Consider the following 12,114-nt stretch of genomic DNA (forward strand, 5'->3'; position numbering starts at 1 on the left):
CGGACACCACGTTCGGAAGAATAAAATTATGCTTATAGGATATGCGCGAGTTTCAACGGGCGATCAGAAACTAGATCTCCAACTACAAGCTTTAAATCGCGCTGGATGCACTGAAGTATTTTCAGATCACGGCCTGTCGGGACGCACAACGGATAGGCCCGGCCTTGATAATGCGCTGAAAATGCTGACGGAGGGTGATACGCTGGTTGTTTGGCGTCTTGATCGCTTGGGACGATCCCTTATTCACCTCGTTCAGCTAGTGGACGAGTTAGGGAAAAAGGGGATTCACTTCCATTCCCTGTCGGAGAATATTGATTCCAGTTCTTCAGGCGGCAGACTGGTATTTCACATGATGGCTGCACTTGCAGAGTTCGAACGAACGCTGATCAGCGAACGCACACGCGCCGGAATGGATGCGGCACGAGAATGTGGTCTTACGATTGGAAGGCGACCAATCCTATCCAACGATCAGATTAATGCAGCCGACAAAGCGCTGCGTGACGGACTGGAGCTACCCGTTGAAATCGCTTCAAAATATGGACTCGATCCCAGAGCTCTGAGGCGCATGATACGCAACCGTAAAAAATCATTAGCGCGCGTGTAACAATCTAAAAGCGGATGGGCCCCGCTATAACCACCAAATTACCCGCGACTTTATTGCTTCAAATTAATATTTCAAATTCAGGCAAATGCTTTACCACCACGCGAAAACAATTGGTCTACGTTCGCCATCGAGAGGCGTCTCACGACCAAATCTATCTCGACGATGCGCGCCGTGAAACCGTTAACAGCCGATAGAAAGGTTGTAATATTTTCACTTCCAGTTTCGACAATCTGGATAATTGGATCAACCACCGGCCTGTAAGACCGTAGTTTGGAAAGTATTTCTTGCGGGTCGGCAAAGAGAACCGACTCTTCAAGCTCTCGGTGCATGATCAAGATTTTACCAACGAGCGGATCTGGATGCCCCTCAATAATGGTATAATTATCTATCCCTGGTTTCAAACCCTCATCATCAAAGTATAGAACATGCTCACCATCAAGTAAAATTGCATCAACACTTTCACAATCAATCGCCTTTTTTATTTCGGTAATAGTTTTACAACTACTAGTTTCCAAGATAAATAAAGTCCGTTTGAGTGGATCTAGCAAATAAATTTCCCGAGTTAATCTCATCAAATTTCCTTGTTAGAGGAGCCCCCACAACAATCTATATAAGTATAAAACTATTTAGCACGCGTTATCAAGTAAATACAAGCAAATATTCAATCGATTTTACTCATGTTTTTCAGATGCCTGCGTAACGTTCGAGAGGTAACACTAAAGCGCTGCGCAACAGTTTCGGCATGCTCACCAGTTGCTAATGCATGCTGCGCTGCGATCACATCAGAGGGACCAAGAGATGGACGTCGCCCAACGTGAATTCCTCTAAGTCGTGCCGCATCCATACCAGCGCGTGTTCGTTCACTGATCAAGGTTCGCTCAAATTCAGCGAGTGCACCCATTATGTGAAATATAAGCCTGCCGCCAGATGAAGAAGTATCTATATTCTCAGTCAATGAGGAAAACTGGGCATTGCGATTACCGATATCCTCGACCAGCTGAATGAGCTTGGGCAGCGATCGGCCGAGACGATCAAGCCGCCAAACTACGAGGGTGTCACCAGGCGTTAAAACAGATGTTGCCTTGCTTAATCCTGGACGATCAAAACCTTGTCCAGATATCCCGTAATCGGTAAAGATATGGTCGCACCCAGCTTTTTTTAGAGCAATCAGTTGTAAGTCCAGATTCTGATCGTCGGTCGATACTCGTGCGTACCCTATCTTAACATGAAGTCCCACAGTCTTTTTTCCTCTAATGCACGCGAATTGCCAAACCAATGTCTTAGTGCGACGAAAACCACCCGCTATACGCCACACCCTTCGGTCATGTCCTCTTTTTCCGACCTGCTTTTAGCATATAATCGATGTCTTTATTATTAAAGGACGCAATTGTAACTATTTGGAACTATTTAATACTATTTGGAACAGAGCGCGTCGCAGTTATGCAACAACTCAATAGCATTAATACGAACGGTGTTGTCACGTTAACCGGCTCGCAGTTGCCTGCCTGTCGGGCTATTTGTAGATTTCGGTGATGCAAACACCATACATCAATTTCAACCCCCACCGTTTTGCACCGCATATTATTGCACACGCCGTTTGGCTTTACCTGCGGTTCAACTTGAGCTTACGTGAAGTTGAGGAAATGCTGCTTGAGCGCGGGATGGACGTTTCCTACGAAACTGTCCGACGGTCGATCGCAAAGTTTGGTCCTCAGATCGCCCATACTCTGCGGCGGCGACAAGCACGCCTCGGCGATGTTTGGTATCTGGACGAAGTGGTCGTGAAATGCTCTGGAACCAAGTTCTGGCTTTGGCGCGCAGTTGAGCAGCATGGCATCGTTCTCGAAGAAATATTGCAAATGCGACGTGATAAAAAAGGCTGCTAAGCGTTTCGTTGTGACATTGATGAAGCGCTATGGCTTCATTCCCAAACGGATCGTTACCGATAAACTGCGCTCCTATGGTGCGGCAAAGGCGGATGTAGCTCCCAGTCTCAATCATTGGTCGCATAGGGGGGCTCAATAACAGAGCTGAGAATAGTCACCTTCCGTTTCGAAAACGGGAGCGAACTATGCAAGGCCACCGATCGCCGGGAGCGTTGCAACGGTTCGTTTCCATGCATTCTGCCACTCGCAATCGCTTTTCAGTTCCATCCCACCGCCGTGCCGCAAACACAGTTCGTTACCATCGTCTCGAAGCGTTCGAAGCATGGAAAATTGCAGTCGGTCTCGACTGGATATTCAGAACCTCGCATCAGGCTCGCCATCCAAACTTAACGTGACAACCCCCGGAAAAGCCCTCGCCCAGTGGCTGGGCCAGCCCAGTCTAATCCTACTGAGTTTTGCCATCGCAACAGAACCGCAAAGCCGAACTGGAACACCATCAGCGCACCCTTGATATGACAGAATGGCTGGTATGGTTTTGGCAAGCCGTGCTGGCAGCACAGCAGCTCACCCTGCAACTGGTGCGCTTCTATATCGCCAAAGCGCATTTTTATGACCGGTTTCGCGGCGTCCTCAATCCACGAAAGGAAAAGGTGGTAGTCCGGATGTTTGAAGCCGGACCCGAAGGCTTTGTTGGTGGCCTGAGTGCCGACAATTATATGGCCATTGCAAAAACCTCGCGTGCCACCGCCACACGTGATTTGCAGGATATGGTCGACAAAGGCGCCCTGACGCGCCAAGGCCAGTTGCGATTGTGCGAGGGGCAATTTGGTTGGCGCCTATCTGACTTAGAGTTAGAGTCAAGAACACGCACCCATCAGCCATTGCAGATTGTCAGTCAAGAACATCCGAATTGCATCATCAGAAAGAAAATTGTGCATTAAGATGCAATTTAATGCACCTTTGATCAAAATTATTTCAATCAATAAAGCTGACGAATATCGCGCAGATGTTATGCTCGATCACAAGTTCAACGGTTTCATTTTTCGAAATCTGTAATATAGTTATTGTCATCCCGTAATTCACTCTTGATCCAATCCTTAAAGGCCGCCAACGGCCAGTACTCTGCGCGTTCACTAAGCCAAGCCAGGAAATAAATTCCCTTTTCTCGTAACTTCATATCCAAAGGAGCGACCAACTCAGCGGATGCTAATTCTTCAAGGATCATGAACTCCGGCACCAGTGCAACGCCTAATCCGGCAACAGTCGATCTGATGATTGTTTCGAGTTGATCAAAGAGCATTCCATGTAATGAAATGAACGGAACATTATTGGAGAACATCCAAAGCTCCCATGCATTCGGACGTGAGATTAAGTGAATTAGAGGAGCGAATTTAATGTCCTCAGCACAAGAAATCGGATATTTTGAAAGACAATTAGGACTACAAACTGGAATGACAGTTTCACGCTTTAAAAAAGCGAATTCCATAGCTTCCACGTCTGGCTATCCAAAGTCAATTATCCCATCGACTTGTGTAAAAAGATCGACTTCCTTGCATTTAGTGATGATAGTGATGCTTATGTTTGGGTGGCTTTCATTAAAAGAAAGCAGTCTTTGCGCAAGCCATCGACAGCTGAATGTCGGCAAAACAGCCAGACGCAAGCTACCTCCGGCAGGATTAGCTCGAAGGTTAAAGAAGCATTGCTGATACGACGTAGAGCTTCACGGACATCACGTGCATACCCTTCTCCGCCAGCTGTTAACTTAATTGTTTGGCGTTCGCGATGGAATAACTCAACGCCAATTTGCTCTTCGAGGGTTTTGATCTGGCGACTTACTGCACTTTGGGTTAAATCTAGTTCTCTTGCTGCAGCAGTGATACTCCCTGTACGCGCAGCAGCTTCAAACGCATTCAGTAACGGAAGCGATGGAAGGAAACGCCGCGGCACCTGAATCTTCAAACTGTCCTAGCGCTTAAGCCATTTTGGAAGAATATCGATTTACGTTCCAGCTAGCTTTGGGTCCATTTTGTTTAAGAGGTCAAAGATCCCTGCTTCGTCGCAAACACCGTTCGTCCACCCTTGAGAGCGCTAATGAAAAGCGGCTCCCACGATCGTATGTGTTTTGATAAGAGCTTGCCAACTTCAGAGGCTTTACCCGCACAAGCCAATTCCGCAATTTTATAATGCTCCGGAACCGAGGCCTTCTGACGTTTATAACCCTCATCTGAAACATCGCCATAAAAGCGCATGCGATCTCTCAAAGAAAAAATAGTTTCCGTAAGAATATTGTTGCCTGCGGCCTTGGTAAGCTCGAGGTGAAATTCGCGATCTGATATCAAATAAGCTCTAAAATTCTCCCGTTCAACTGCTGTTGCAATCTGATCTGCAATCTTTTTCAGATGCGATATATCGCGATCTTGTCGGGATGCGACAATTTTTGCAGCGTGCACTTCCAATACTTCACGCATTTCAAAGATATTTTTAGTCTCGCTTAGCGAGGGCGCTGTTACTCTAAAACCACGATTTCGATGCGGTTCCAAAAGGCCCAGCCGAACCAGTTCTAACAGGGCTTCACGCACAGGCGTCGTTGAAGTGCCGAGAGTCTCTGCAATGCTCGGGACCGAGTACATGCTTCCCGGTAACGCGTGACCTGCAATGATCTCACTGCGTATCTGCTGAAAGACATGTTGACGCGCACTAGATTGAATCTCCCAATGCTGTCGAACGTCTGCCATCGCAGCGTCTTCTTCTAGGTAGCACGGCAAGCGCAATTGCCCAGAATGCGACTTGAATCCAGCGCAATCGCAACGCAAATCAACTGTTCGAAGTGATCTTAATCCTCAATTATCGCGCTTACCGACCGTTTCTGAATAGGTTTCCAAAACATTAGAAATGAGGCATTGGTCCAGTCTATGGGCTGGGTAACAGCCCGTGATATGTACAAAGCCATTCCATGCCTTACAGCATACGAGCAATGATGGCTTTTGGTACGAATTTGCATTTCTCAAGGACAGTTCGCTCGCAGCGCTCGTTTTCATGTCCACTGCGAATTTGCACCCGCCTAAGTATGCCGAATATTTCTTCCAGTGAATAAGCATGAAGGTATTCGTTCGGCTTTGAGATCAGCGAGATGCAGCAGTTGCGTCAACGAATGGTCGAACCTCGCGGAGAATCTCGTTCGGACAATATCATTTTGATCTCGCGGCTAAGGGAATGGCAATATGGCAGTCGGAGAATGGGTGGAACTATATGCTTGAGCCCCTCGACACACTGTTGAGCTCGCATTGCTCCGTAAAAGCAAAGCACAGATAGATCTAGAGGCCTACCTCATCACGTGATCAGAACAGGGTTCGAGCCTTTGACACTGAAACAGGACGTGTTGAACTGTATTCGGAATTGTTGCAGCGCAACGATGGGATTTTCATTCCCCGCTGAAGATTGACACAGGTCTGCGCAGAAAATTTCCTCTGGTCTTAAGTTCAGCAAAGAACGGATACTACGTGTCAACACCGTAGTGCCTCATTGAGAAAGCCGCCCGATCCCGTTGCAGCGGTGAAGGTCTGGCGATTCAAAGCGGTGACTGTCCGCATCTCTACGCGCAGCCCGCTTTGTGGCCAAACCCACGCCGGGTCTTGCAGAACGTCGTGGCTGCGGCTGGGGCAGTCCTGCAACTGGATCGTGCCGAACTTTCTGCTCAGGGTCTGAAAAATAGCTTGCCTCGATCCGATAAGCGGATCAATCCCTCACAGATCATTCAGATAATATAGAATTGGACTGAACTGCGTCAGAGGTCTTGGAAAGGATGGAAAGAATTTAGAGTAAGACAGTCAGCGATCTGGCGTGCGAAGCCTGATATTCGAAGTTGATGGTGAAGAACTGCATTACGCATATTCAAATCCAGATAGGTGATGATAACGAGCTAAGCAGAGCATACTCGTTGACGGGTTGCGGTCGTTGCAAGGACTGCTGTCAGACACCAAAAAGGTGACTAAAGGCTTCGAAGGAAAGATGTCCAGCCAAATTCCACCCTTGAAAGACGGCGACACAGTTAATCTGCGCCATCAGGCCATTAAAGATTTTCCCTAAGCCGCTTATTTTCCTTGCAGGCGGTATAGCACCTTTATAAGTCTACTTGGCCCGACAATGATTCAAATCAGCTTGCTTTATGCAATCTTAATAGAACACATGCCTTCAGTCGAATACGCGAACACCAGACTGCCAATATGTATTTGACTTCTATGACGCTCCTCGCCGATGTTGAAGGCAAGGATTACTACAGCAATCAGCGCATTAGCGCCTCGCGAGCTGATCAAAATGCACGAATTTATATGTGTGGACCCCGGGCATGATGCATGCATTTTCTGAAGGACTGTCGCGTGTCCCAAAGGACATTTTCATGAAGTGTTTCGCTCTCCGCCAGAAACTATGATGGATGACAGATTATTCGGTCGGTCGAAGAACGCCGAATGGTCAGCTCGCAAGGGCCTATTCTTGATTTTGCAGAAGATAGGGTTGCCTTGCCCAGCCAGGGTTGGCCAGTGTGACTGCGCTGTGAATTGTCTCTGCTTCCAACACATGCATGGCTCAGAACCTGACGATCCTAAGTCTGCCTGACGTCCAGGCGAACAAGTGATCTCGTGACATTTAATACAGTCAAAACGAAACTAATAGCCATCACGCCTGTAAATCCTCACAGATGAGCTTTCGACGCTACTTCTATGAAGGCAGCGCTGCGGATATCATTCACAACTGCAGCGCACCTGAACATCATTCCATTGAAGGCAAACAATCAGCAAGGCACGTTACTGTTGGCCTGCATGGTCTCCTTCAGGAGATTTATGGGGTGAAGCAGGTTAATATTTTCAGGTAACGCCGAGTCCGAAACCGCCTTAAATTCCACGTATAATTTGTTTGATGGCGGTGAGCATCTTGCGGCGATGGATGGCCAATCACGGGCTTGCGTACAGTGGCCGTTTCAGCACTTGCCGCTGATTATCTCGCGCGTCCAGATGCGAAATCGCTTCTTGTACTGGGTTCTGGACGCATTTCCAGTCTAATACCGATGTTACAAAGCCGTGACATCGAAAAATCAAAATCTGGGACATTAACATCACAAAGACTTGATGCTTTGAGGCAGAAAGGGTACAACTGAGATTGCTGCCTCTCGAAGACCCGTGCCAGAAGCAGACATTATTTCTCCGCCACACTTTCTCACGCCACTCATATGCGGCAAATTTACGCAATGTGGATCTGATTGCCTTCTTCGGAAATGCGCGAAAGTGATGATGAGTGCGTGTCGATGGCAACTTTATCGATACCGTGTTCCACGAAGACATCGTTCAGCCTATTAAGGAACGCGTAATTAATCGTAGTCATGTTCAAGCAAAATTAGCCTGACGTCATACTACTATTGGGCGCTCCAACAACGAAGAGATAACGCTATTTAAAGTGGGCGCTGGCGGACTTGTCAGCCGCAACCCTTTTCAAACAAAATGAGAGAATAAATGAACTCGACCGACGTTTTGCACGGATAAAGTCATCTGGATGACGCGCGCACGGCGCTTTCAGTGAAATGAGCGGACAGGTGGTGCGGCTTGGCGCGATCTCCACGATGAAAGGAATCGAACCGAGATCTGCCGTTGCGACGTCTCGAAACTAAGCCTGACTCTTCAAGCTAGCTCATTAATCCCTATGGGCCCTGCAAACTGAAGGCTCTCCACATGGATGATTTGATTGCGTATCGTGGCGAGATTTCGCAAAGTCTCTGCTTGGCTTGAGTCACAAACCCGCCAGTTTCAACCACACGTCCAGGGGTTTGTGGTTTTAGTGTTTCTAGGCTTGTCGAGCGATGGCTTCGAGATGCCCACGACGAGGCTCGCGGATCAGTCATTTGTTCAACGCTTCAACGGTTTCAATGGCGTTGCATTGGAACCTGAGCTTGCCACCATAAACGATGCCTCCAGTCGGGGTGATCCGCCAAAATTTCCCGCAGTCTTCCTTTGCTTGTGCCGTCGGGCTGCCTTTAGCCACAACTTCCACAACGATATTGCCCTTTGGACCAATCGCAACAGCGTCATTCATAGTCGGCCAGAAACGCCGGAAGGTGATCTTTGGGACTCACGCCCTGTAACCCTGCGCACCAAGACGGGTCAGATAGTCATCCAGTTTCTTTCGATGCGGCAAAGTCAATCATTAGTTGGTTCCTCATGAATCTACTCGATATAGAGGATTGGACCTTCCGATCCTTGCCTCTACCAAAAAAGCCGCGTTTGCATCCGGCCCGAATCTTTGAACCACAACCCGATCAATAAGGCCATTTGCATGCATCGAGAGTTAACTTGATGATATTATCGACGTCGCCAATCATTGGTGCTTGAGGAAAATAAAACGTGACCGAGAGGCGAGTTTGGTCGAGAGACGCTCCTCCGGCATGCGGCCATTTGCAACCCTGAAAAGCTCACTTTGAAGCTGACCGGAGTTCCCATTACGTTAAACTCAAACGGCAAATCTGGCCACATCGAGTCGTCTGTCAATAAATTAAGCTCAAGAACAGATCTTCGCAACCTTGAACGACTGCTGCGCTATTCCCAGTCGCCGGAATTCGCGCTCGCATTTCAGCCCATACGCTCATAATTGGCTCGAGCTCCGACAACACGCATTGAAGTACCTGGAACTACACGACGCGTGTGTGAAGATTGCCGTATCAAGCGTTCCTTTGAGTGATATAGCTCTTTCGCAAATTCAGGATGTGTATCTTTTGAAATATCTACTTTTCGAAATATTTCGATCGAACCAAGAAGCAGCCACCGGCGCCCGTCCAAAGATCGAGCCCTGTATCTCCTCCTGGTTCTTTGGTCCCTTCGATCTGCTCATTACAATCTAGCAGCGAACAAGTTTCTTCGCTTTTGCGTCAACGCCCATTTGGTTGAGACATATGAGCCCCAATTCGTGAGCAAGCGCGAAGATTCCATTGCAGTCGCCATCTGCTCCATTAACAACACTTCTTCACGTGGACGGCCGAAATTCTGTTAAACGTTCCGGCCAGCGCGTATGCGTAAAAATTCCCACCAGCCAGGGTGTCGCCGCAGCTGCCGGCCTCCATTTCATTGAAGTTTATCCCGGTCTCCCAGGGAGCAGATCAGGTTCGCACTTCTAGCGACAAGGCCGCAGTACCGCTGAAATGCGTTCCCATCGCAATTATGGTCTGGTCAGTCATCATCACATTGATCGTAGACACCAAGGCCAGCCTTTGGCTCCACCGCAAAATGTTTCGGCAAGCCGTCGATCTGACGGAGACAATCCGGCCAGCAAGGCCTTAACCAACCGTTGAAGCATAACCTCGGAATTGCGATTGACCCGGACTGGTGATTGGAGAGGACATCGCTTTTGGTGCGTTATCTCCTCAAAGACCCGTGCGTCTTCCCGTGTCCATCCAGAGGCGAGATAGGCGTGAACGCGGGCTTCCCGATCTTCATCGCTCACAACATGATTTGGGTCATCGAATGATGACCACTCATTGTTCCTTGCCCTCTCCAAGAGCTGCGACCAGAGATCAATCGCGGCGGCTTTTTCCATCACTATGCTTTCATTGAAGGACGGCCGACGGGCCTCCGGGCTTCGGTCATTATAGAAAAATACTGTGCCCAGCCTGAGGTCAGATTTGCAGATGATCGTGTCCCGGACACGCAGCTTAGGGGCAACGTCTATTACTGATGGCGCAACAGTTTTGTAAAGTTACGACTTGCGATCGCTGTCCGAATTTTCTTCGTGGCCGAATATCGAGCGACCGCCGAACTCATGCGATCGATGAAACTCGCCGGCAATAATCTCTTTAAGATCAGGCCCGGTGACGTAGCGCTCGCCGCCTCGCCTGTTCGTCCAGTCGATGCAAGGCCAATAGCTCCTCTTGATGCCCCAATCTTCCTTTTTGGACCGCCGACTTCATCAGGCGTATCGTCTCGTCGTAGACCTTAATAGGGACAGGATACGGATGTCCATCCCGCACATGGAACAGGTGGCGGCCAAGCGCCGAAGAAGATCATTATAGGTCAAGATGTCCTTCATATTCGCATACTTGCGCTTGATGACTTCGAGATCGAATTTTTGCTGCTCCAAAAAGGCGGGCAGGCCGGACTGCCGCAAGTGGCGACCCAATAAAAGCAGCGCTTTCGCATTTTTGATCCGGATCTGCCTCGCCGGTGGAACCTGCTTTGAATAGCGTCTGGTGAGTTCAGCCTCGCCATCGATGCCCCACTTTGAACGAGGGAAGAGATACTTCTCCGCCTGCATGTTTGCCCCGGATAGTTCCTTTGACGGAATACTGTTGCCCCGATAAAGACTCTTGCTCAGCAGCGCCTCATCGAACGGCTTTTCACCCCGCAACGTCAATATTTCCGCCCGCATCGATGAGACAAATATCAATAAAGCGCTTTTCTTTGCCCAGGAATAGAGTAGGCATCGACAATCTGCACATTCTCCAAGAAAGCGACGTACTTGGGAAACAACAAAGGATAACTTTTAATATCAGCCTCCTAATTCTTCTCGAGTAGCTCACAGAACTGGCAAGCCAGCCAGAAATCATTTCTCGCAAAAGTTGATACTTTCCTATTTTGGCTTCGATCAACTCGGTGTGCGGCAATTGGGTGTCATGTACGTCGGACGCGCGGCGATTGAGATAGCGTTCGTATTTTCGCGCGCGTCCGACGTATTCGTAAGATACTCCTATGATCGTTTCCGCACGGGCACTGGCATACTGATCAAGCTTGATGGAGCTGGAAACTTGCTGAGAAGCTCACGGAAAACCGCGGACGGAATGGTGCCAGCTCGGTCGCCGCCGACTACAATTTCCCCGTCGGCTTCCATTACGCGAGCAACACGGCGAAAGATGCCCACACCGCGCTCCGCCACGAAGGTATTTCTCTCGAAAGAAACTTCCTTGCTTGAGATGAGGACGTCATGTTGACATACTAAGACGCAGCCAGGAATTCGAAAATAGCCGGCCTCCCTTTTCGCAAATCGGAACCGATAGATCGAATCTTCATCCGTTCGCTTCGATCGACGATTCAGCAAGTCACGCGTTACAAACGTGAACGCCCTACTAACCGTGACCTCGCCCTTTCTTTCAGCTCGTCACTCACCCACTACGGGCTGTTAAACTCGGGTTCGTATTCGAGGATCAGGTCCCTCGTCGGCATCAAAGTGGACCATTTCGTTCCAGACCTAGTGCAATGAATGTTTCTGTTGGAAAATACCTTATTTCGCGTTTCTCTACATCATTGTTCAGCGAATCCGGTGATACTTAAGATTGAGAAGTAAAAGCGGGAAGGCGAGACCGGTGGCTGTAATTCGAGAGGTCGAGATCAGAAACTTTCGCCGCATCTCCTATTTGAAGTGGTGGCCCAACCCCGGTATCAACTGCCTAATCGGACCGGGAGACAGCGGCAAGTCAACCATCCTCGACGCGATCGATCTTTGCCTGAGCAGCCGGCAAAACTTCGCATTCACCGATGTAGATTTCCATCTCGGCAACATCTCGCAGCCAATAACGATCGATGTCACGTTGGGCGACCTCGATGACGAGCTCCGCAATCGAGAGCTATGGACATTTCGAGGGTGGGATTTCTC

The 12,114-nt window shown here is 48.8% G+C and carries 9 protein-coding genes and 3 pseudogenes; 5 read left to right on the forward strand and 7 right to left on the reverse strand.

Features of this window, described 5'->3' with window-relative positions; all coding sequences use genetic code 11:
* Window positions 1-28 precede the first annotated feature (28 nt).
* Complete coding sequence (locus tag C9380_RS24190) at window positions 29-604, forward strand: recombinase family protein (protein ID WP_128094945.1); 576 nt, start codon at window positions 29-31, stop codon at window positions 602-604.
* Between the two features lie 77 nt (window positions 605-681).
* Here C9380_RS24190 and C9380_RS24195 read toward each other — a convergent pair whose 3' ends face one another.
* Window positions 682-1,176: a hypothetical protein gene (locus C9380_RS24195; RefSeq protein ID WP_128094946.1), complete on the reverse strand. Its 495-nt coding sequence runs from the start codon at window positions 1,174-1,176 to the stop codon at window positions 682-684.
* Window positions 1,177-1,265: 89 nt separating this feature from the next.
* Window positions 1,266-1,841 carry a recombinase family protein gene (locus tag C9380_RS24200; RefSeq protein ID WP_128094947.1) on the reverse strand — a complete coding sequence of 192 codons (576 nt, stop codon included), beginning with the start codon at window positions 1,839-1,841 and terminating at the stop codon, window positions 1,266-1,268.
* Window positions 1,842-2,136: 295 nt separating this feature from the next.
* Between C9380_RS24200 and C9380_RS24205 the strand changes: the two are divergent.
* Window positions 2,137-2,885: pseudogene (locus tag C9380_RS24205) on the forward strand (IS6 family transposase).
* Between the two features lie 117 nt (window positions 2,886-3,002).
* Complete coding sequence (locus C9380_RS24210; protein WP_210249796.1) at window positions 3,003-3,431, forward strand: Fic family protein; 429 nt, start codon at window positions 3,003-3,005, stop codon at window positions 3,429-3,431.
* A 95-nt stretch (window positions 3,432-3,526) separates the two neighbouring features.
* On the opposite strand, the pseudogene C9380_RS24215 reads toward C9380_RS24210, so the two are convergent.
* A pseudogene (locus tag C9380_RS24215) lies at window positions 3,527-4,443 on the reverse strand (LysR substrate-binding domain-containing protein).
* Window positions 4,444-4,520: 77 nt separating this feature from the next.
* Window positions 4,521-5,225, reverse strand: a complete 705-nt coding sequence (locus C9380_RS24220; RefSeq protein ID WP_252869880.1) for a GntR family transcriptional regulator — start codon at window positions 5,223-5,225, stop codon at window positions 4,521-4,523.
* A gap of 2,222 nt (window positions 5,226-7,447) precedes the next feature.
* Between C9380_RS24220 and C9380_RS28925 the strand changes: the two genes are divergently transcribed.
* Window positions 7,448-7,642 carry a hypothetical protein gene (locus tag C9380_RS28925; RefSeq protein WP_435373151.1) on the forward strand — a complete coding sequence of 65 codons (195 nt, stop codon included), beginning with the start codon at window positions 7,448-7,450 and terminating at the stop codon, window positions 7,640-7,642.
* Window positions 7,643-8,376: 734 nt separating this feature from the next.
* Here the strand turns inward: C9380_RS28925 and C9380_RS24230 are convergent.
* The 3 genes and pseudogenes from C9380_RS24230 to C9380_RS24245 all read right to left on the reverse strand — a co-directional run bounded on the left by C9380_RS24230 (window position 8,377) and on the right by C9380_RS24245 (window position 10,893).
* A complete protein-coding gene (locus C9380_RS24230) occupies window positions 8,377-8,571 on the reverse strand; it encodes a hypothetical protein (RefSeq protein ID WP_128094948.1) in 195 nt (64 codons plus the stop codon).
* Window positions 8,572-10,224: 1,653 nt separating this feature from the next.
* Window positions 10,225-10,492: pseudogene (locus tag C9380_RS27985) on the reverse strand (DUF763 domain-containing protein); the annotation flags it as partial.
* Window positions 10,435-10,893 (reverse strand): Shedu anti-phage system protein SduA domain-containing protein, encoded by a 459-nt coding sequence (locus tag C9380_RS24245; RefSeq protein ID WP_128094949.1) that lies wholly within the window; start codon window positions 10,891-10,893, stop codon window positions 10,435-10,437. The gene C9380_RS24245 and the pseudogene C9380_RS27985, both read right to left, overlap by 58 nt.
* Before the next feature lie 931 nt (window positions 10,894-11,824).
* Here C9380_RS24245 and C9380_RS24250 point away from each other — a divergent pair.
* Window positions 11,825-12,114: ATP-dependent nuclease (locus C9380_RS24250; RefSeq protein ID WP_128094950.1), on the forward strand; the 290-nt coding region annotated here is incomplete at its 3' end.

It is taken from the genome of Brucella pituitosa, from assembly GCF_003049685.1.
Classification (GTDB): Bacteria; Pseudomonadota; Alphaproteobacteria; order Rhizobiales; family Rhizobiaceae; genus Brucella; species Brucella pituitosa.